We start from the raw sequence: 20,794 nt of genomic DNA, 5'->3' as shown, positions 1-20,794 counted from the left end.
CCCTAACTTATGACTCCTCGCCGGAGCCTTTATTGTTATCATTTTTATCCGGCAAATGAACTTCGATAGCACTCGGTTCAGGGCAGGTATAAAAACAGTTACAGCAGCCGATGCATCCGTCGCCTTTGTATTTTACGAAGTGGTAGCCTCTGTCATTGAGCTCTTTGCCCATTTCAAGCACGTTTACCGGACAGTCGAGTATGCATCTCCCGCAGGCCTTGCATTCAATTGCCCGAATTACGGGGTAGGGCTTCTTGCCTTTATCTTTTTGCATTTAGATTCCCTTAGTGTTAAAAAACAATAATCAGGCATTTTCCGCCTGATTTCAGATGCACCCTCTCCTCCGAATGCATATTTCCGTAATTATAAATTTTCCTCAGTTCTTTTCAAGATATGCCGGCAAAGAAAAACTGCCAAGATTAAATTGACAAGAAACAAAAATGACTGAAATCAAAGAAAGATACAACCTATTTTTCGATTTGCCTGCACTGTTTTGTCCAGTCTTCGGCGAAAGCATTCAGGTCGCAAAAGTCTATCTTAGCCTTTTCTTCCACAAAGTCTGGAATCCCGTTATCCCCCGAAATGTTTGCTGTTGAGTGCCGAGAGCCGGTGGGGCTCTGATGATTCATCCAGTTGCGGGCAAGTATGGAAAAATCCTCCATATCTGCTTTGTTGTTTTGATTGAAGTCTGCGAGGATGCGGTTGCCGATATACAATACTCCGCTCCCGTATGGCTCTGAATGAATGTACTGCCCGGGAGGCAGACTCTTAAGCGGTATAACCCCCTCATTTTTCTCGATTGCAGCCCGAACATCATAAACTGGATAGAATTCATTCAATCCGTTCGGGTCTTCTGATGTGCCTCGGCATCTTGTCTGCTGGAATAAAATTGAACTGCCGCCGAATGCAGGGGCCTCTCCATGGAATGTGAATTTCAGATTATTGGAAGTTTGCTCTGCAAAATTTCCCTCGCTGCTGAGTTTGAGGTAGTATGGGGCTGTGCTGCCTTCTGAACGCACGTCAAGCGATAAGCTGTTGGGCTCGTTGGGGTCGTTGTAATGAGTAACATCCGAGTAAATAACTGCCTCCTCAGTTGTATCGCATAAACACTTGTCTGAGAGGTCGTATCCGTCTTTGGCGTTTGGGTATCTGTCGTCTTTCCTGCTTATATCCATCTCTCTGGAAATTATCTGAGAGTCTGAAAGGCTTAAATTGTTTTTTATTCTCAGTCTCTGCGGCAGGCCTGCATAAAAGTTATCGAGCATAAAATAACTCTTGTAAATACGGTCGTTTCGGTCGTAAACCCCGCAGGTGAGGTAGTATTCCCCGGCAGTATCTTCGGTGAATTCATATTCGAAGGTGTTCCAGTTTTCCATAGACCGAAAATCACCCACAGTTTGCACATCTATCTCAGTCTTTCCGTTATGGAATTCAATTTGGATGGGTGAAAGCTCAGTTTCCCTCTCCCTGCTTGCAGGGTTGAGTGTTATTTTTGCATAGTCGTTCCAGCCGAGATAATCGCCTGTCGCAAAAAAATATGCCCCTCCGAACACCTCTCCGGGCTCAAATTTAATTTTCTGGCGTATCTCTGCCATAATTGAATCGTTGTCGCTTGAGCCGGTGTCTCCGGTTGAAAGAACCGCAAAGTAATCGCCATGCACAGCATATGCAGGGTTTAAAGGCCACTCCACCTGCGAGTTCTGACTGTGCTCGAAAGTTACGTTCTCAGTCCCGAATGAAGAAACGCAGCGCACTGAATTGGTGGTTTCCCATGTTTGCTCGAACACGTTTGGGTCGTTTTCATCAAAAGTCTCAAAACTGCCGTTTAGAAGTTCCGCACCGTATAAACAGAGGCTGCACAAAACAAAAAGGGAAAAGACCAATTTATTTGTTGTATTTTTCTCGGAAAAATTCAATTTATTTATTAAATAATAACACAATTTGTTACGATAACATATAAAAAAGCTACGCCTTTTTGGCTGTCTGGTTCATTAAAAAGCCAATTATATTTCCTGTTTCGAGCTCAACAACTCATTTCTGCCCAATTGCGGCATTTTTTGAGTACGTCCCTGTAAAATCTGCGTATTATCTAAATTGTACGGATTTAATCCTTGTTTTTGCGATTACATCTTAACAGCTCACGAAAATTTGTTTGAGATTCGTTGGTTTAAGCTGAGGCTCTGTGTGGGAAGTGGGGGCGAAACATTGCGTTCGCACAGATTTGAGCCTGCAAATAAATAAAAAAGAGCACGAGACGAAGGCTTTAGCTATTAAACGCATAAGCGGTTTTTTATGCAAGTTTCTTAATGACGTATTGTTTTTGAAGTTTTTATGATTATTATTTGAAATACGGGAGTAATACTCGCTGAGCTGATTTCTCAAGTTTACTTCAGGCAGGAAATGTTTTACTATTACGACGACATAATCCCTCAGGGCAGGGGGCTGATACTCCATCCGGGAGCCTTGGGCGACTGTATATTAACCCTCAAGCTTGCTGATTTTCTAAAATCTCAGCTTGGCCTCTCCAGCATACACTTCTGCGGGCAGATGCAGAACATCTCTTTCTTTCCGGGCAGAACAAGCATAGACAGGATAAGCGATATCGCCTCAGCGAACATATCGAGGCTTTTTCTCCCAAGCAAAGACTTCGACCCCTCAGTCGAAAGCAGTCTTGCAGAGAAATTCAGCTTCTACGACTGGATAATCAGTTTTATGGGCGAGGAAGGGAGCGATTTCGAGGCAAATCTTGCGGTAACTGCCTGCCTAAGCTGCACGCCTGAGATATCGATTATTCCTGCCGCCGCACCGGGCGATTATGAAGGGCATATAAGCCATTTTTATCTGGAAAGTTTCTTCAACCGCAAGCTGGTGTCTTTAGAGGCTTTCGGGATTGATAATCCGCATAAATACCTCCATCAGCAGCACGAATCGCTTATATCGCCAAACCTGAACGACGTGCATGCCGGCCGTGAGATACTCCATGCCAGCAGAGTTGAGCTGAAAGGCTCGGAAAGGCTTGCCGTGATTTGTCCGGGCAGCGGCGGGGAGTTTAAATGCTGGCATATTGAAAACTTTATTCAGGCTGCGAAAATGCTTGCCGCAGAGGGGCTCAAACCAATTTTCCTTCTCGGATATGTTGAGCAGGAGCGGCTTTCCAGCTCCGATATAAACCGCCTTGAACATGCAGGTGCTGTGCTTTCTGGTCTTGATATAGATCAGGTAGTAAGCCTGCTTACTCATACAGACATTTTTCTCGGGAATGATTCGGGAGTAACTCATCTGGCAGGGCTTATGGGTCTGCCGGTGCTCGCTGTGTTCGGCAAAACAGAGCCGAACAGATTCTCGCCGCTGGGAGGGCGGGCCGAGATAACGGTTCAGCCGGAAAAAAGCTTTGCGGAATTCAGCGAAGAAAGCGTTATGGATGTATGCGGAAGGCTCAAGACGATGCTTGATTAAGGTCTTTTATCCGCCAGCCTGCTTTACTTTGTATCCTTTTTCTTTGAGGATTTTCTCAAGCTCGTCCCTCTTATCGCCCTGAATCTCGATTTGCCCATCCTTCAGGCTTCCCCCGCAGCCGCATTTTTTCTTGAGTTCGCTGGCGAGGTCTTTAAGCTGAGAATCAGTTAGTCCGAGCCCTGTAACCACGCTCACTCCCTTGCCTTTGCGGCCTTTGGTTTCCCGTTTTATACGAACGATTCCGTCTGTTGGGCGGGGCTTTTCTATTTCAGAGCAGATGCATTCATCCAAGGGCTTGCCGCATTCCGGGCACATCCTGCCTGAATCTGTAGAAAAAACTATCCTGTCTTTCATTTGCAGCCTCCTGATTTACTTAAAAATTCATCCAAAGCACTTCCGTTCTGGCCTGCCCTGAATTCTTCATATACGATTTCGTTTCAAGCTCATCTTTTCGCCAGTTACTGAGCTTTTCTGTGTAAAGCTTCGAATTGTATCCGCTGAGAATAACCTTGCCTCTGCACTCTCTGAGTTTCTCAAGAAGCTGGGTATGCTCTTCAACGCTCATCTCAAAGCCGTAGGTGTTTGTGTTTTGGTTTCTCGTTTCAGGCAGGTAGGGCGGGTCGCAGTATATCAGGCTGTCCTCACGGTCGTATTTGGTGATCAGCTTTACGGCATCTAAGTTTTCAATTACCACGCTCCTGAACCTCTCTGCGATTGGTTCGAGCCCTTCAATAGTTGATAGATACTTCGATACCGGCTCAGCCATCTTCCGCCTCGTTCTAAGGCTCATCACCCAGCTTGCAGGACTGAGCTTGCTCATTCCCGTGCCCCCCATGCTCTGCCTGCATTTTATGAAGAAGTTGTATGCCCTGTGTACCGGCTCTTCGGGTTCGGGCTCTGCAATAACCTTCTCGAAAACCTCTCTTGAATATGGGGTTAGAGCAAGTCTTCGTTCCAGCTCTGCGAAAAGTTCTTTTTCCCTGAGCACGTAGTAAAAATTTGTGATCCGGCTGTCCAAATCGTTAAATATCTCTACTTCGCTCTCGATTTTGTTAAGCAGTATGTTGCCAGCGCCCCCGAAAGGCTCAATAAAGATGCGGTGTTCGGGGAAGTTCTCTAATATCCACTGTGAATAGTAATACTTCCCGCCGTACCATGCAAAAGGAGCCCGCCTGCTGCCTGCGTAATAATTTGTATCTCCGCTGAGAGGCTGGTCAAAGAAACCTCTGAAACTGCTTTTAGTTTTAGACATATTCATATTTCCTGAAAAAGGTTTATTTGAATACTCTAAGGCTGATGAATATTAATTCAAGAGATTTGTTTTTCAGGGATGAAGGAGAATTGAAAGCGCAGAAATCTCCTGCCGCCTCCCTGAATCTCAATAAACACTCAGGAAGATGGTAGCAGCGGTTATTTGCTCAGGAATCGCTGAACAGTCTTTTTGCTGAGGATATAGAAAAGTTTGCTCAAAAACAAACCAATAATTATCCCTGCCAGATTAAAGAGCAAATCCAGCCAGTCTGCATTCCTGCCCACAAGAGCCTGCGTCCCCTCATCCACTGCCGTAAAAACAAGCAGTGCTGCCAAAAGGCGGTGCAGGGCCTTTCGCGAAAACTCCGCGAATCTCGCAGCTAAAAAGTATAGAAATGCAACCCCGCCGTAGGCAAGCAGATGAAGTGCCTTATCCCCCAGAGCATGGATAAATCCCCCGTAATCTTGTTTGAGCTGCTCCATTGGAGCGTGCGTAAGATACACAAGGAGTATCGTTGCCAATACCGCAAGCGAAAATACCAATCTGGAGATAAACAGGGTGCTGAGCTTCATGGAGTAGAAAAAAAGCGGAGCAAATAAGCCCCGCTTTTAAAATTTTGATTAAAGGTCCTGAGGCTTAACAGTGCTTCTGTTGTTAGAATCTGTTCTGCCCATAGCATCATCAAGCATAGCGTAAATCTTTTCGTTGATAGCATCAAGAGTTTCTGATGCCGTCATCTTTCCGCCCTCTTTGATGTAGGCCTTAACCTTGCTCGCTACAATAAGCGGCTCTTTTGGTGCTGATTTCTTTGCTGGTTTTTTCTTGGTTGTCTTCTTCTTGGTTGTCTTCTTTGCAGCACTTTTCTTGGTTGATGTCTTCTTTGATGTCTTTTTGGCAGTTTTCTTAGCAGTCTTCTTTGCCATAGAGTAAACCCCCGGTTTTAAATAAAGTTAATAAACACTTAACAACCCTAAACACATGTTTAGCAGTTTTTTAACGTATGTTTTAAAGAACGTATGCACAGACAGCACCGGCCCTCTGTTCATTCCGGCCAATGCATAAACTACTTGAATCCCTCTACCTGGTTGTCCAAATACTTAGATATGACGCTTTCCAAGTCAACGCCGTTGATGTTTGCCAGTGTGCAAAGCCATGCAAACACGTCAGCGAACTCCTCCTGCTTGTTTTCAAAGTCGTCGCCGGAGAGCGCGGTAGCAAGCTCACCAACCTCTTCTATAAACCAGAGGAAGGTGGCGTTAGTGCCGCGCTTCCGGTCAACTTCGCCATACTTTTCTTCAATAAATCTTTGGAAGTCTGATATTTCCATCGAAGAAAAGTATTAACCTTTGATCACTGCAGAAAGCTTAACATTTACCAAGACATTCTTTGTCTTGTCAACTGCCTCTTTGCAAGCATCTGTAATGTGCTTCATATATGGAAGCTCATCACATCTTTCCGGCAGCTGAATCTCGCTGTTAGCTGGGCCGTCAACTGCTTCGATAATTTCGAGCAGGTTGATATCGCCCGGCTGCTTTGCCAGATAAAAACCGCCTCTCGGACCTCTCTTGCTTCTGAGAACATTTGCTCTTACAAGATTCTGAAGAATCTTAAGCAAATACTCGAGAGGAATGTCGAATTCTTTGGCAATGCTTGATGCAAGAATAGCCGTCTTCGGATCACCATTCTTAGCAATGTAAGCTGCCGCAATTAAACCGTAACCTGTAGATCTGCTGAATTTCATTTAGTAACCCTCCGCAAAATCTAAAAACTATTAACAATAACGGGAACCGACCGGCTAATCGATTCGCCTGGTTTCTCAAACGTCAATTTATAATACACTTCCTACGTAATATTTCAAGTTTATTTTGTGTTTTAACAAAAAAAAATAAATATTTTCTGCAACGGTATAAATATCCGTTAATTCTGAAATCCCTCGTCCCAGTCTTTCCATACCGGCTCAAAACCCATTTTGCTTATCACCTTGGCAACATCCTCAGGCGTTCTGTCGTCGTCTATCTCAAACTGAGATACAGTTTCATCTTCGCTGCCTGCATACCCTCCCGGGTTGGTCTTCGAACCAGCGCTAATCCTTGTTACACAGATATTTAGAGTGTTTTCTCTGAACTGGGGCGTCTCTCTTGTGGAGATGGTTATCCCGATATCCGGGAAGCATAGCCTCAGAGCAAGCATCATCTGAACGGTCTCTCTGTCGGAGACAAAGCTCACAAAATCCTGCGGCTCCACCTGCTCAGCAGGCCGGATTCTCGGAAATGAAATCGAAACCTGAGACTGCCAGAAATTTTTTATAAAAAAATTGCTGTGTTCTGCCATCGCGAGGGTTTCTCTTCTCCAATCGCTTATCCCAAGCAGTGAACCGAGCCCTATTCTTCTAAAGCCTGCTTCAGCTGCACGCTGGGGGGTATGAAGCCGCCAGTGGTAATCTTTTTTCGGGCCCTTGGTGTGCAGTTTGGAGTATATATCGGGGTCGTAAGTTTCCTGATATATCGTTATTCCGTCTATGCCTGCATCGTAAAGCCGCTGGTAGCTCTCCACGCTGCATGGGTAGATTTCGATATCTATCGCTGCAAATAATTTGCGGATTCTGCGTGCAAGCTCCTCAAAGTATTCCACAGACGCATAATCAGGATCCTCGCCGGAAAGCAGAAGGATATGCCGAAAACCCATTGAGCGGATAGCCTCGGCCTCCCTTACCGCCTGCTCTATGCTGAGCCGCGTACGTTTGATCTTATGTGTACAGTTGAATCCGCAGTATGCGCAGTTATTTTTGCAGTAGTTGGATACGTACAAAGGTGCATAAAGCTGCCTTGCCCTGCCGAAACGGCGTAGAGTAATATCCCTTGCCTGCCTTGCCATCTCCTCCAGATAGCCTTCAGCGGCAGGAGAAAGCAGTCGGGCAATTCTTACAGCCGAATACCCCGCAGGCCTTTCCAGCTCAGAAACCACCTCGCTGTCGCTGGTATTTTGCAGAGTTTGCGAGATTTTGCTTTCTGGATTGAATATTTCTTCCGGCACGCTGAATTTCTTGTTCTGCATTTATCTCTCCTTTAGTCCCTGAGGAAGCCGGTTAGCGGGCTTGAGGCGTTAGCTGTTTCGCTAACACACCCCGGGCCTGCAAGATAAGCCTGCCTCCCGGCCTCCACAGCCTTCCGGAAGGCCTCAGCCATTGCCACAGGCTTATCGCATACTGCGATTGCCGTATTCACGAGCACTGCATCTGCCCCAATCTCCATCGCATCACCGGCATGGGAGGGAAGCCCGAGTCCCGCATCTACCACCACAGGCACAGAAGCTTGCGATATGATTATCTCTACGAGATCGCGGGTTTTTATCCCCTTGTTTGAGCCGATCGGCGCCGCCAGCGGCATAACCGCAGGGCAGCCTGCATCCTCGAGCTTCTTTGCGAGAACTGGATCCGCATTTATATAAGGCAGAACTATAAAGCCCTCATCAATGAGCTGTTTCGCTGCCTCGAGCGTTTCCACAGGATCCGGCAGGAGGTAGTACGGATCTGGAGTTACCTCAAGCTTAACCCATTCAATCCCGCTTGCCGCACGTGCAAGCTTTGCAAGACGAACAGCCTCTTTCGCATCCCTCGCTCCAGAGGTGTTTGGCAGGAGCTGAACGTTCTCCCGCATAATCGCCGAGAGCATATCGTCGCCGCTGTCTTCTATATTCACCCTGCGAAGCGCAACGGTTACCATCTCAGACCTGCTTGCCTCTATCGCATTGCTCATGAGCTCGTTTGAAGCGAATTTCCCTGTCCCGATAAATAAACGTGAATCAAATTCTTTTCCTGCAATTACAAGTTTATCTTTCATTATCCGCCTCCTACGAATCTGATAAGCTCTATTTTTTGTGAATCTTTTATAATGGCGGTTTCGAAATTGCGTTTTTCCACAATCTCCCCGTCCACTTCCGCTACTACTGCCTCGCTGTTGAGGCCGAAGAGGTCTATAAGCTCCTTCACAGTTGCTGGAGCCTCATTTTCGGGAAAATCCATATTTTCGCCGTTTACTCTTATTCGCATAATCTCTCCTCTAAAACTTCTAAAACGCAGTTTGCCTGATGCGCCGCTGCTAAAGCTACCCTTGGAGCCCAGAGGCTGCCCATCTGCTCCACGCTGCTTTCCAAATCGCCGGCTACATACATCCTGTCAGAGATTTTGGTTGTTTTTACCATATTGCTCTTGCCAAAACCGGCCGCTCCGCTGCCTGCGATTACGGTAAACCTGCCGGCCTTCAGGAGCGTTTCGATCAGTTCCTGCTTGCTTTCTGCCTTATCGAGGCATTCGCATACAATATCGCACTCGCTGAAAATCCCGCAGGCGTTGGTGCTGTCTATGCGGACGTTATGTTTCTCTATCAGGCAGTTCGGGGCGATATCCGAGGCAAGCTGCTCTATTGCATCTGTTTTAAGTTTGCCGACATCAGAAAGCCGGTAGCATTGCCTGTATAGATTCGACCTGTCCACTCTGTCAAAATCGGCCGCTTTAAGCCTTCCGGCACCCGAGCGAATCAGCATCTGCGCAACATTGCTCCCCAGCCCGCCGAGGCCTGCAATACCTATGCAGCAGTTCTGCAAAACTGTTTTTAATCTTTTGTTTCTTATGGCCTGTCTTTCGGTTATGTTTGCCATATTCATTTTTCCCATAAAAAAAGCACGCCCGCAAAGGACGTGCAAATTTTTCTTATTTTTGCCTTCCTTCGCTGGTCTTAACCAATCAGGTTCGAAGGGTCGCCGCTGATGCGGCCTCTCAGCTCTAATAAGAGCTCCCCCGGCCAATTTCCCATTCTAACATTTCTCCCGCTGATTTCAAACACAATTAGCTGAAAATATTGCAGCACCAAGCTGAGCAGCGGTATCTTTTTATTTTTCCCTGAATTTCTAAGTTACTTAACTACCGCTTTTTTACAATTCACAAGCCACTCGGCGTGCATTGATTTCAATTCCTTAACAACTTCCGGATAATTTGCCGAAAGGTCGTTGGTTTCTGTCTTATCGTTTTCCATGTCATACAGAGACCACTTCTTTTCCCATGCGACAAGCTTCCACTTGCCTTTCAGCACTGCTTTGCCCTTGCCCCATTGCCAGAATATCGGTTTTCTGCGGCCGGCAGATTTACCCTTGAGAACCGGCAAAAGGCTTTCGCCTTCGTAAGGAGTGATGGAAAAACCATTGTGTTCGGTCGGATAAGAAGCACCTGAAGCCTCTATAAACGTAGGCATAAAATCAATAAAGTGCCCCGGGTGGTCAGTGATGCTTCCGGGCTCTTTTATAACTCCAGGCCACCAAGCAATCATCGGCGTACAGATGCCGCCTTCATAGCTGTAGTTCTTAAACATACGGTACGGCACATTGCTTGCATTAGCCCAGTTGCCGCCGAGCGATGTCCAGCGTGTCATACTTCCGATCTTACCGATTTGGTTCTCAAGCCGAACTACTTCAGCAGAACAGCCATTGTCGGAAGCGAACACAATTAGCGTATTTTTGTCTTTGCCCACTTCTTTAAGCTTAGCAATCAGCTTGCCGATGTTCCTGTCCATACAGTCAATCATTGCTGCATAGACTGCCATCTTACGTGCTTCTGTCTTTTTCTCTTCATCACTCAAAGAATCCCAATCTTCATATGTAGGTTCAGAAAGCGGCATTGACTCATCCACAAGGCCAAGCTTAATTTGCCTTCGGTATCTTTCCTTACGCAGAACCTCCCAGCCATCTTTATATCTGTCTTCGTATTTCTTTATATCCTCCGGCCATGCCTGCAGCGGGTCGTGAGGAGCGGTATAGGCCAAGTAGAGGAAGAAAGGCTTTTCTTCATTTTTATACTCTTCAAGATAATCGAGAGCGTACTTGGTAAAGTAATCTGTCGTGTAGAAATCTTTTTCTTTAGGAGTGTAACCAACTATGGTCTTATCATCGATAACCCACACGCGTTGGCCGGGCCTTTTCTGAGCGGGTACACCTTCGCCGGCCCTTTGCCTGCCCGGATTAAAATAGTTACAGCACCCGTCGCGCAGGCCATAGTATCGATCAAACCCCTGATCGTATAGGCTGTCAAGGCTGTGATGCTTGCCCGCCGCCAGTGTTCTGTAGCCGGCTGCTTTAAGCACATCGCCAAGGGTTACACTGTTTTTGGAGAAATGAACCGGCCTTTTATCCATGCCGCATTGCTGAGCGTAGAGTCCCGTGAGCAGGCACGCACGTGAGGGCATACATTTTGCGGTGTTGTGAATTTGCGTAAAACGGATTCCGCCCTTGGCAAGGGCGTCAAGATTGGGTGTCGATATCTCGCTTCCATAGCACCCGAGATCAGACCAGCCCATATCATCAGCAAGGATAAAGATGATGTTTGGTTTTTTAGCGGGGCTTTTAATTGCGTTTTCAGCATAGCCGGGCACAAGCGACGCCACAATACCTAATGCACCTGCCTTTAAAAAATTCCTGCGTTTCATTATTATTGCTCCTTTATTTAGTTGAGCCGGCATTTCCTTGGATTTTAATCCCCTTTAAAGCGCAACGCTTTGCTGCGCTAATTGTTATTTACTAAAATCCTCAGCGGAGTTTTTTAAAGGGGAAATTCGGGTCTTTTGTCCTGCTGGATTCCATAAGTTTTACCATTTGCTTTGCCTTTTCAGGGTATTCAGCGGAGATATCATTATTCTCGCCCGGGTCTTTGCTTAAATCATAAAGCTCAATGGGCTTGCCCTTATAACGAACCGCCTTCCATTTATCCTTACGCACCGCCTGAACAGGCCCCTGCCGCTCATTAAATTCCCAATACAGGCAGTTATGACTAAGCTGAGCTCTTGTATTGCCCTTCAAGGCCTGAAAATATGAGATTCCGTCGGTTTGAGCCTTGGGCTCGATCCCCGCAATATCGCAGGCAGTTGGAAGGAAATCCCAAAACGCTGATATATGCGAAGACTTTGTTCCCGGCCTTATCATTTCCGGCCAGCGTGCTGCAAACGGAATATGGATACCGCCCTCGTAGAGGTCTCGTTTTTTGCCGCGATACACCCCATTGCTGTCGAAAAAGCCCTTGTCGTAGTGGTGGCCGTTATCGCTTGTGAAAATAACGAGCGTATTTTTATCAAGCCCCTTCTTCTTTAGAAGCTCCATCAGAGAGCCAATATCCCTGTCCATCCTTGAAACCATACCGGCATAAGTAGTATGGCCTTCTTTATCGTGGTAGTAATGCCCCTGTTTCATAGGGCGTTTTTTCCAGCCGAGTTTCTGGTAAGGCTCTTTTGAATCTTCGGGCACTGTAAGCTCGTAATGAGGTATGGTATATGCAAGATACAGGAAGAACGGATTGTTTTTGTCCTGCTTGCTTATGTACTTGAAGGCCTCTTGCGTGAACAAATCGTGTACATAAAGCCCTTCTTTCTCCTTTGTCTTATTCGGCAGGCTTACCTGATGTTCATTGCGCCAAACCTTTTCGGGGTAGTAATGATGGGCGGGGCCGTGCCTCATAAATCCGAAAAACTCATCAAATCCCTTTTTAGTGGGCATTGCGTGGCTTAAGTTTTCAGCAAGCCCCCATTTGCCGATTGCGCAGGTGTTGTAGCCGGCACGCTTGAGCTCCTCTGCAACTGTAGGCTCCTCTTTTCTGATATCAACAGGCTTTCCGTCTGAAGTCCAGCGGGGATTCCCGCGAACTGAGGCATGCCCTGTATGCTTGCCGGTCATCAGGCAGCAGCGCGAAGGGCCGCATACCGTGGAGCCGGAGTAATGATTTGTAAAAACCGCGCCTTGCTTTGCTATATTGTCAATATTAGGTGTTTTGATCCTGCTCTGGCCGTTAAAGCCCACATCTCCATAGCCAAGATCATCTGCCAGGATAAAAACTATATTAGGCTTTTCACTTTTGCCCGCAAAAACTCGGCCTCCTGAAGCGGCGAGAAAGCAGCCGGCCGCCTTCAAAAAATTCCGTCTATTCATAATCACCTCTTAGAATTATTTAATCTTGTTACTAATAGTATCTCTGAAAGGCAAAAATTACATAAATATTTTTTTTTGTGTTGAAATTTATGGTTTCGTATCAGAAGCAGAACGCAAATATCCCGGTTGCGCGACAATTTTTCCTGACTTCGGCGGTTGTATTGCGGAAAACTCATCGAAAAGTGCGTTTTGAGGCTGTTACGGGTGGTGTTTTGGGCTGGCTTCCTTGTAGTGCCTAATTTTATTTTTATATTGACATAATATTTTTATTTCGTATAATCTGTGTTTATGTTTATACGAGTAAAAAAATCAAAAAACAGCCCAAAGAGATCTGTTCAGATTGTTGCGAGCTATCGCAACGAGAAGAATCAGCCTCGCCAGCGTATAGTACGTCATATGGGCACTGCCTTCACAGAAGAGGATGTTACCCGTCTCAAAGATCTCGCCGAATTCGAGAAGGCTAAACTTGAGGCGGAGATAACGCCGGCACTTTTCAAGCCTGAGCAGCTTGCAGAGGCTGCTATAGAAGCCCGCAAAAAGATCGATGATGAGCCTATAAACGTAAATCTGAAGGATATTAAGGAGCAGGCACGCATCACCACCGGCATCCATGAGGTGTTCGGAAGCATCTATGACGAGCTCGGATTTAACAATCTTTTTGATAAACGCAAAGAGGCTGCTCGCAGAAACCTTCGCCACATTACCATGGCAAGGCTTGCAAATCCGGTCAGTAAGCGAGGCAGTGTTCAGGATCTATCTAAAGACTTCGGCATCAGTCTCTCTCTTGACAGCGTTTACAGGATGATGGACAACATCACAGATGATATTATCAGCAAGGCTCAAAACCACGCTCACAAGGCTGCTAAAGGGCTTTTAGGCGAAGAGATAAACCTTCTGTTTTACGACTGCACCACCCTCTATTTTGAATCATTTACAGAAGATGAGCTCAAAAAGAACGGCTACAGCAAGGATATGAAGTTCAATCAGCCGCAGGTTGTGCTTGGCCTTCTCTCAACATCAGAGGGGCTTCCAGTTGGTTATGAGGTGTTCCCCGGCAATCAGTATGAAGGGCATACTCTGCACACTGTTATTCCTAAGATCAAAGAGAAATACAACCTCAAGCGTGTTATATTTACCGCAGACAGCGCAATGCTGAGCAAGGCTAATCTGGATTACCTTGAAGAGCAGAAAGTGGAATATATCGTAGCAGCGAGGCTAAAAAGCCTCACTGATCAATGGAAAGCAAAGATTACAGAATCCGTTGCTCCTCTCAGAAGCTTTGATTACGGCAAGAACAGAAGGCTAATTGTTACCTACAGCGACAAGCTCGCCAAAAAGAATAAACACGACAGGGACGAAGCTATAAGAAAACTTCGTGAGAAGCTTGAAAAGAGCAGTAACCCCAAATCCCTTATAAGCAACTACGGCTACAAGAAATTTATGCGAGTTACCGGCGAGGTAAACTGCGAGATAAATGAAGAGAAATATGCTCAGGCAGCGAAATTTGATGGCCTTCACGGCGTTATAACGAATGTTAAGGATATGGATGATTCGGCAGTAGTAGAGCATTACAAGCAGCTCTGGCTAATTGAGGAGTGCTTCAGGATCAGCAAGCACGAGCTGAAGATACGGCCGATATATCACTGGACACCGAAACGAATCAAAGCCCATATACTGATATGCTTTATCGCTCTAACCTGCGCGAGGAATCTGGCATACAGGGTTAGGCTAAGATTCGAGGCGATGTCTGTGGCAAGAATGGTAAATGCGCTAAACCACGTGCAGCTTAGCATCCTCTGGGATAAGAAAAGCGAATGCAAATATGTGCTGCCATCAAAGATTAACGAGGACGCAAGGAAACTCTACAAAACAGTTAATCTGAGCGCAGATACCACACCCTATAAGATGTAACACAGACCCTGAAAAAACTCAAAAAAACAGGGTTGTAGTGCCTGCGCAAAAAATCGAGTCCTTTATTGACAGGCACTTATGAAAATTTACCGCCGAAGTCAGGAGATGATGTTTGGTTTTTTAGCGGGGCTTTTAATTGCGTTTTCAGCATAGCCGGGCACAAGCGACGCCACAATACCTAATGCACCTGCCTTTAAAAAATTCCTGCGTTTCATTATTATTGCTCCTTTATTTAGTTGAGCCGGCATTTCCTTGGATTTTAATCCCCTTTAAAGCGCAACGCTTTGCTGCGCTAATTGTTATTTACTAAAATCCTCAGCGGAGTTTTTTAAAGGGGAAATTCGGGTCTTTTGTCCTGCTGGATTCCATAAGTTTTACCATTTGCTTTGCCTTTTCAGGGTATTCAGCGGAGATATCATTATTCTCGCCCGGGTCTTTGCTTAAATCATAAAGCTCAATGGGCTTGCCCTTATAACGAACCGCCTTCCATTTATCCTTACGCACCGCCTGAACAGGCCCCTGCCGCTCATTAAATTCCCAATACAGGCAGTTATGACTAAGCTGAGCTCTTGTATTGCCCTTCAAGGCCTGAAAATATGAGATTCCGTCGGTTTGAGCCTTGGGCTCGATCCCCGCAATATCGCAGGCAGTTGGAAGGAAATCCCAAAACGCTGATATATGCGAAGACTTTGTTCCCGGCCTTATCATTTCCGGCCAGCGTGCTGCAAACGGAATATGGATACCGCCCTCGTAGAGGTCTCGTTTTTTGCCGCGATACACCCCATTGCTGTCGAAAAAGCCCTTGTCGTAGTGGTGGCCGTTATCGCTTGTGAAAATAACGAGCGTATTTTTATCAAGCCCCTTCTTCTTTAGAAGCTCCATCAGAGAGCCAATATCCCTGTCCATCCTTGAAACCATACCGGCATAAGTAGTATGGCCTTCTTTATCGTGGTAGTAATGCCCCTGTTTCATAGGGCGTTTTTTCCAGCCGAGTTTCTGGTAAGGCTCTTTTGAATCTTCGGGCACTGTAAGCTCGTAATGAGGTATGGTATATGCAAGATACAGGAAGAACGGATTGTTTTTGTCCTGCTTGCTTATGTACTTGAAGGCCTCTTGCGTGAACAAATCGTGTACATAAAGCCCTTCTTTCTCCTTTGTCTTATTCGGCAGGCTTACCTGATGTTCATTGCGCCAAACCTTTTCGGGGTAGTAATGATGGGCGGGGCCGTGCCTCATAAATCCGAAAAACTCATCAAATCCCTTTTTAGTGGGCATTGCGTGGCTTAAGTTTTCAGCAAGCCCCCATTTGCCGATTGCGCAGGTGTTGTAGCCGGCACGCTTGAGCTCCTCTGCAACTGTAGGCTCCTCTTTTCTGATATCAACAGGCTTTCCGTCTGAAGTCCAGCGGGGATTCCCGCGAACTGAGGCATGCCCTGTATGCTTGCCGGTCATCAGGCAGCAGCGCGAAGGGCCGCATACCGTGGAGCCGGAGTAATGATTTGTAAAAACCGCGCCTTGCTTTGCTATATTGTCAATATTAGGTGTTTTGATCCTGCTCTGGCCGTTAAAGCCCACATCTCCATAGCCAAGATCATCTGCCAGGATAAAAACTATATTAGGCTTTTCACTTTTGCCCGCAAAAACTCGGCCTCCTGAAGCGGCGAGAAAGCAGCCGGCCGCCTTCAAAAAATTCCGTCTATTCATAATCACCTCTTAGAATTATTTAATCTTGTTACTAATAGTATCTCTGAAAGGCAAAAATTACATAAATATTTTTTTTTGTGTTGAAATTTATGGTTTCGTATCAGAAGCAGAACGCAAATATCCCGGTTGCGCGACAATTTTTTGTGGCTTGTGGCAAAATTATTAGTGAAAAATTAGCGGGGATTAGCGGCTGAAAATTCTCTGTGTAATCAGTGGATTATATTAGAGCAGTATCGCAGTTTGGGGCGAACGCCCAAGCCCGCCCCTGCACTGCGAATGCTTAATTATCTGCGTTTTATTTAGCGAATTCCACGCATCTAACCTCACGCAGGAGTGTAACTTTAATCTCTCCCGGGTAGGTCATTTCGTTTTCGATCTTATTTGCTATATCTCGTGCGATCTTCTCAGCGGAATTATCATCAATCTCGTCGGCATTAACAATTACCCTAATCTCTCTGCCTGCCTGAATCGCATAGGTGATTGAAACGCCCTTGAAGCTGTTTCCAATCTCCTCGAGCGAACGCAAACGCTTGATATAGCGTTCGAGGGTTTCGCGTCTTGCACCGGGCCTTGAGGCGCTTATGGCGTCTGCCGCAGCTACAAGAGGCGTGTATGGATTGTCCGGAGCGATATCTCCGTGGTGTCCCGCTACTGCATTGAGAACCACGGGGCTCTCGTTGAATTTCCGCAGGAATTCAGCACCTATTGCCGGATGGCCGCCATCGTGTTCGTGGTCTATGGCCTTGCCGATATCGTGCAGGAAGCCTGCCCGCCTTGCCATACTTCCATCAAGCCCGAGCTCATCAGCCATCACCTGAGACAAATACGCCACCTCGATACTGTGCTGAAGGGCGTTCTGGCCGTAGCTTGAGCGGAACTTCAAAACGCCGATCTTTCCGAGCACTTTGTTCGAAAGCCCGCGAACATCCAGCTCTGTGGCTGTTTCCTTGCCTATCTGGAGCATACGCTGATCAACGTCCTTCCTCGTCTGCTCAACGAGCCCTTCAATATGGGTAGGATGGATCCTGCCGTCCTGGATGAGCCGCTCCATTGTGAGCCTTGCCACTTCCCTGCGAACCGGATCAAAACCGCTTACTACAATAACCCCCGGGGTGTCATCAACGATCACATCCACGCCGGTAGCCTTTTCGAATGCCCTGATATTCCGGCCTTCTCTTCCGATAATACGGCCTTTCATATCATCGTTGGGGATGTCAACAGTGGATACAGTGGATTCGCAGCACTGCTCAGCAGAAAATCTCTGGATAGCGGAGCTGATAATCTCCCTGCTTTTTCTTTCAGCAGTTTCGTTTGCTTCCTCAACCTTCTTGCGTATCACAACATTCATATCGTGTTCGCACTCATCTTCGAGCCTTTGCAGGAGCAGCTCTTTCGCCTCCTGAACATTCATCCCCGTAATCTGAAGAAGCACCTTCTTCTGCTCGGCAATAATGTCTGTGAGGGCTGATTCCCTTGCGGAAAGTCGTTTCTGCCTTTCCTGAATCTCGTTTTGGGAAACTGCTATCTCTTTTTCCTTCTCGGCAAAGAGCTCAGTCTGTCTTTGGTTTGCATCTTCTCTTTTGCTGAGCCTTTTTTCCTGATCACGCAGTTCTTTTCGAACCTGATTGCATTCCTTATCGAATTCCTCCCGCCTTTTCATAAATTCGGAGGAGGCATCGATTCTTGCAGTTTTAAGGATTTCTTCAGCTTCTTTTTTTGCTTCTTCGGTTTGTCTGTCTAATTTATGCTTTAAAGTCTGCTGTTTTGCAACAGCGATCGAATGAATTACGGCAAAAGTTGCAATTGCCGAAACAACTGCAGCGCCGCCGCCAACTAATATTGGCGAGACTGCTAATATATTTATTAACATACCAGATTACCTTTCAATTGAAAATCACTCAAAAGTGCAATAGACAATCCGGCGTGGTGAAAAGTATAATAGACCCGCAGGGCCTATTGAGAACACAATTCCGCGCACAGCGGCACTAAGGCCTGCGGAAAGGCTTCAAATAGAAGGATGAAAAACGTATATTTGAACAGTTATTCAATATTTAGTTCCTGTAGATACAAATTTTCTGCCTACTTTTGATTTCAACTATTATTACAGACCACCACAAGGTCTGAATGCTATTACACTTATTAAATTTATGTAAACTGTTTCCCAACAAAGGGAAACGGTTAGATAATAAATTTGAGGAATGGAAAAATCAAGTAAAATGTTTTGATTTTCTTTCAGAAAGTTAAGCGAAGTGTGAAAAAATCGTTTTTATCGAGAGAAACAGCGATTACTGCTTTTCTGAATCTTTCTCGTGTATGCTGTCGTACACTTCCTGTCTGTGCACAGAAACATCCTTTGGGGCCTGAACTCCCAGCTTCACCTTGCCGCCCTTAACATCAACAACTTTTATTACCACATTGTCGCCGATAACTATAGATTCATCTTTTTGTCTGCTCAAAACCAGCATCCGGGGACTCCGTTCACCGTAATATTATACTTTAAGTTGCAAGCATTATAAACTATCGGTTAATGAGAACAAAGAAATTATTTAAACTAAATAACTTTTTTATTCATATCCGATAAAATCAGGCCGCCTCAAGCCTTGTAAAATCAAAACTGATCAAGAAAACGAAGGTCGTTTTCGTAGAGCAGTCTTATATCGTAAATCCCGAACTTCCGCATTGCGAGCCTCTCGATGCCCAAACCGAAAGCCCAGCCCGTATATTTCTCGCTGTCTATACCGACAGAATCAAACACGTTTGGATCTACCATCCCGCAGCCGCCGATCTCAATCCACTGCTCCGAGCCGTCTTTGTTGTGGAAAAGAAGGTCTATCTCAGCGCTTGGCTCAGTGAATGGGAAAAAACTCGGTCTGAAGCGCCATTCGGTATCCTCGCCGAAAAACGTGCGTACAAACTGATCGACAGTTGTTTTGAGGTCTATCATTGAAACACCCTCATCAACAACAAGCGCCTCAATCTGGTGGAACATAAACATATGCGTTGCGTCCACCGTGTCCGGCCGATAAACCCTTCCAGGAGCCACAACCCTTATCGGGGGCTTCTGAGACTCCATAACCCTGATCTGAATTGTGGATGTCTGGCTTCTGAGCAGGGTGTTGTCGTCTATATAGAAATTATCAGCGGGGTCTCTTGCGGGATGCTCTTCGGGGATATTCAGGGCGATGAAGTTGTGCCATTCATCTTCAACCTCCGGACCGTATGCGATCCCGAAGCCCATTCTTCCGAATATATCCAGAAGTTCGTTTACAGTGCTCGAGATTACATGCTGCTTGCCCACCTCCGGCTTCAGCCCGGGGAGGGTAACATCTTCAACAAGCTTCTCGGACTTGCCCGAACCGCTGCCGAGGCTCTCCTGCTTATGCTTGAAGGCCTGATTCACTTCGTTCTTAATCTTGTTTGCAAGCTTGCCGGCCTCTGCCCTGTCCTCCGGGGCCACCTGACCAATCTTGCTGAGAAGCTTGGTAATCAGTCCCTTTCTTCCCAGATATTTAATTCGGTACTGCTCTAAGGCTTCGCTGCTTTGAACCTTTTCAAGCTCCTGCAGGGCCTCTTTACCGGTGTTTTCAAAATCTTTAAGCATAAAATGGCTCTGGGCTTTATTAACTAAAGAGCAGCTTTTGCCTCTTCTGCAATCTTCTTGAAAGCTGCCGGATCATCAATAGCTATCTCGCTGAGCATCTTTCTGTTGAGGTTTATGTTTGCCTTTTTCAGCCCGTTAATGAAATGGCTGTATGAGATATCGTTGTTTTTGCAGGCGGCGCTGATACGTGTTATCCAGAGCCTGCGGAAATCACGTTTCCTGAGCTTTCTGTCGGTTGTTGCCCTTGCTCCTGCACGAACCGAGGCCTCCTTTGCAAGTCGTATCTGACGACCTGAAGGGCCTCTGTATCCTTTAACGCTCTTTAGAATCCTTTTGTTTTTGCGCCTTTTTGCAGCGCCTATTCTTGTACGTGGCATTTCAGCTTTCCTTTCATTAAATTTTCGCTGCTGGCGGCAAGCTGTAGGAGCCGAGAAGCAGCATTTCCCCGCCGGAAAAACGCCGGCAAATAACTATTTCGCTTTCTTCAATCCAAGCATATCGCGGCATTTGTCTGCATACTCATCGCTGATATATCCGTCCTTGCCGAGCTTGCGGCGCCTTTTCGGGCTCATCGCACTCATAAGGTGGTTGCTGCCGGCACGCTTATACTTGAACTTGCCCTTCGCTGTGATCTTCACACGCTTGGACAATCCCTTGTGGGGTTTCATCTTAGGCATAATAATCTAACCTGTTTCCGATTAAATAATTCAACCTGCCCGAACGACCGCCGCTCAGGCAAATGGAAAACGTGATTATCTGAAAAAAAGACTCAAGGTCAAGTGATATTTTTTTAAAGGGGCAAACGCAGAAATGCAAAAACAAGTTACCCCGTAAACCCGATTAGGATTTACGGGGCAAGAGCCTGCGCAGTACTAAAAGTACTACTTGTTATGACAAGACTCACAGAC

Annotated in this window: 23 protein-coding genes and 1 riboswitch; of the genes, 2 read left to right on the top strand and 21 right to left on the bottom strand. The window is 46.2% G+C overall.

Annotation, left to right across the window (positions count from 1 at the left end; all coding sequences use genetic code 11):
- Positions 1–7: 7 nt before the first annotated feature.
- The gene (locus STSP1_RS06000; RefSeq protein ID WP_085755484.1) at positions 8–274 is read right to left on the bottom strand and encodes a 4Fe-4S dicluster domain-containing protein; all 267 of its coding nucleotides are present in this window, start codon (positions 272–274) and stop codon (positions 8–10) included.
- Positions 275–467: 193 nt separating this feature from the next.
- Positions 468–1,883 (bottom strand): hypothetical protein, encoded by a 1,416-nt coding sequence (locus STSP1_RS05995; protein WP_123806998.1) that lies wholly within the window; start codon positions 1,881–1,883, stop codon positions 468–470.
- Positions 1,884–2,400: 517 nt separating this feature from the next.
- Between STSP1_RS05995 and STSP1_RS05990 the strand changes: the two genes are divergently transcribed.
- Complete coding sequence (locus tag STSP1_RS05990; protein WP_085755482.1) at positions 2,401–3,456, top strand: glycosyltransferase family 9 protein; 1,056 nt, start codon at positions 2,401–2,403, stop codon at positions 3,454–3,456.
- 6 nt (positions 3,457–3,462) lie between these two features.
- On the opposite strand, the gene STSP1_RS05985 is transcribed toward STSP1_RS05990, so the two are convergent.
- The 12 genes from STSP1_RS05985 to STSP1_RS05930 form a co-directional block, all read right to left on the bottom strand.
- Positions 3,463–3,810 carry a translation initiation factor Sui1 gene (locus STSP1_RS05985; RefSeq protein ID WP_085755481.1) on the bottom strand — a complete coding sequence of 116 codons (348 nt, stop codon included), beginning with the start codon at positions 3,808–3,810 and terminating at the stop codon, positions 3,463–3,465.
- A 19-nt stretch (positions 3,811–3,829) separates the two neighbouring features.
- Complete coding sequence (locus tag STSP1_RS05980; protein WP_161491634.1) at positions 3,830–4,708, bottom strand: DNA adenine methylase; 879 nt, start codon at positions 4,706–4,708, stop codon at positions 3,830–3,832.
- 158 nt (positions 4,709–4,866) lie between these two features.
- On the bottom strand, positions 4,867–5,280 hold the full coding sequence (locus STSP1_RS05975) for a VanZ family protein (protein WP_085755479.1): 414 nt from the start codon (positions 5,278–5,280) through the stop codon (positions 4,867–4,869).
- Between the two features lie 48 nt (positions 5,281–5,328).
- A complete protein-coding gene (locus STSP1_RS05970) occupies positions 5,329–5,631 on the bottom strand; it encodes a hypothetical protein (protein ID WP_085755478.1) in 303 nt (100 codons plus the stop codon).
- A gap of 140 nt (positions 5,632–5,771) precedes the next feature.
- Complete coding sequence (locus tag STSP1_RS05965) at positions 5,772–6,035, bottom strand: MazG nucleotide pyrophosphohydrolase domain-containing protein (RefSeq protein ID WP_085755477.1); 264 nt, start codon at positions 6,033–6,035, stop codon at positions 5,772–5,774.
- A 12-nt stretch (positions 6,036–6,047) separates the two neighbouring features.
- Positions 6,048–6,449, bottom strand: a complete 402-nt coding sequence (locus tag STSP1_RS05960; RefSeq protein ID WP_085755476.1) for an RrF2 family transcriptional regulator — start codon at positions 6,447–6,449, stop codon at positions 6,048–6,050.
- 176 nt (positions 6,450–6,625) lie between these two features.
- The gene (gene thiH / locus STSP1_RS05955; RefSeq protein ID WP_085755475.1) at positions 6,626–7,762 is read right to left on the bottom strand and encodes a 2-iminoacetate synthase ThiH; all 1,137 of its coding nucleotides are present in this window, start codon (positions 7,760–7,762) and stop codon (positions 6,626–6,628) included.
- 11 nt (positions 7,763–7,773) lie between these two features.
- Complete coding sequence (locus tag STSP1_RS05950) at positions 7,774–8,547, bottom strand: thiazole synthase (RefSeq protein WP_085755474.1); 774 nt, start codon at positions 8,545–8,547, stop codon at positions 7,774–7,776.
- Positions 8,547–8,756, bottom strand: coding sequence for a sulfur carrier protein ThiS (thiS, locus tag STSP1_RS05945; RefSeq protein WP_085755473.1), 210 nt, complete (start codon positions 8,754–8,756; stop codon positions 8,547–8,549). The genes STSP1_RS05950 and thiS overlap by 1 nt, the downstream gene beginning before the upstream one ends.
- Complete coding sequence (gene thiF, locus STSP1_RS05940; protein ID WP_085755472.1) at positions 8,747–9,379, bottom strand: sulfur carrier protein ThiS adenylyltransferase ThiF; 633 nt, start codon at positions 9,377–9,379, stop codon at positions 8,747–8,749. Before thiF ends, thiS begins: the two co-directional genes overlap by 10 nt.
- 31 nt (positions 9,380–9,410) lie before the next feature.
- A riboswitch (TPP riboswitch) is annotated at positions 9,411–9,515 on the bottom strand.
- A 103-nt stretch (positions 9,516–9,618) separates the two neighbouring features.
- Complete coding sequence (locus STSP1_RS05935) at positions 9,619–11,181, bottom strand: arylsulfatase (RefSeq protein WP_085755471.1); 1,563 nt, start codon at positions 11,179–11,181, stop codon at positions 9,619–9,621.
- 100 nt (positions 11,182–11,281) lie between these two features.
- Positions 11,282–12,670, bottom strand: coding sequence for an arylsulfatase (locus STSP1_RS05930; protein WP_085755469.1), 1,389 nt, complete (start codon positions 12,668–12,670; stop codon positions 11,282–11,284).
- Between the two features lie 288 nt (positions 12,671–12,958).
- Between STSP1_RS05930 and STSP1_RS05925 the strand changes: the two genes are divergently transcribed.
- Positions 12,959–14,581 carry an IS1634 family transposase gene (locus tag STSP1_RS05925; protein ID WP_085755470.1) on the top strand — a complete coding sequence of 541 codons (1,623 nt, stop codon included), beginning with the start codon at positions 12,959–12,961 and terminating at the stop codon, positions 14,579–14,581.
- 98 nt (positions 14,582–14,679) lie between these two features.
- Here STSP1_RS05925 and STSP1_RS12335 read toward each other — a convergent pair whose 3' ends face one another.
- The 7 genes from STSP1_RS12335 to rpmI all read right to left on the bottom strand — a co-directional run bounded on the left by STSP1_RS12335 (position 14,680) and on the right by rpmI (position 20,563).
- The gene (locus STSP1_RS12335; protein ID WP_161491633.1) at positions 14,680–14,796 is read right to left on the bottom strand and encodes a twin-arginine translocation signal domain-containing protein; all 117 of its coding nucleotides are present in this window, start codon (positions 14,794–14,796) and stop codon (positions 14,680–14,682) included.
- Positions 14,797–14,896: 100 nt separating this feature from the next.
- Positions 14,897–16,285: an arylsulfatase gene (locus STSP1_RS05920; RefSeq protein WP_085755469.1), complete on the bottom strand. Its 1,389-nt coding sequence runs from the start codon at positions 16,283–16,285 to the stop codon at positions 14,897–14,899.
- 295 nt (positions 16,286–16,580) lie between these two features.
- Positions 16,581–18,155 (bottom strand): ribonuclease Y, encoded by a 1,575-nt coding sequence (gene rny / locus STSP1_RS05915; protein ID WP_085755468.1) that lies wholly within the window; start codon positions 18,153–18,155, stop codon positions 16,581–16,583.
- 415 nt (positions 18,156–18,570) lie between these two features.
- Positions 18,571–18,750, bottom strand: coding sequence for a carbon storage regulator CsrA (gene csrA / locus STSP1_RS05910; RefSeq protein WP_085755467.1), 180 nt, complete (start codon positions 18,748–18,750; stop codon positions 18,571–18,573).
- A gap of 143 nt (positions 18,751–18,893) precedes the next feature.
- Positions 18,894–19,886, bottom strand: coding sequence for a phenylalanine--tRNA ligase subunit alpha (gene pheS, locus STSP1_RS05905; protein ID WP_085755466.1), 993 nt, complete (start codon positions 19,884–19,886; stop codon positions 18,894–18,896).
- 23 nt (positions 19,887–19,909) lie between these two features.
- The gene (gene rplT, locus STSP1_RS05900; protein WP_085755465.1) at positions 19,910–20,263 is read right to left on the bottom strand and encodes a 50S ribosomal protein L20; all 354 of its coding nucleotides are present in this window, start codon (positions 20,261–20,263) and stop codon (positions 19,910–19,912) included.
- A 93-nt stretch (positions 20,264–20,356) separates the two neighbouring features.
- Positions 20,357–20,563: a 50S ribosomal protein L35 gene (gene rpmI / locus STSP1_RS05895; RefSeq protein ID WP_085755464.1), complete on the bottom strand. Its 207-nt coding sequence runs from the start codon at positions 20,561–20,563 to the stop codon at positions 20,357–20,359.
- Positions 20,564–20,794: the final 231 nt, after the last annotated feature.

The sequence above is a fragment of the Sedimentisphaera salicampi genome (assembly GCF_002117005.1).
Taxonomy (GTDB): Bacteria; Planctomycetota; Phycisphaerae; order Sedimentisphaerales; family Sedimentisphaeraceae; genus Sedimentisphaera; species Sedimentisphaera salicampi.
Note: the sequence above shows the minus strand (reverse complement) of the source record. Positions and strands in the feature narration are given on the sequence as shown.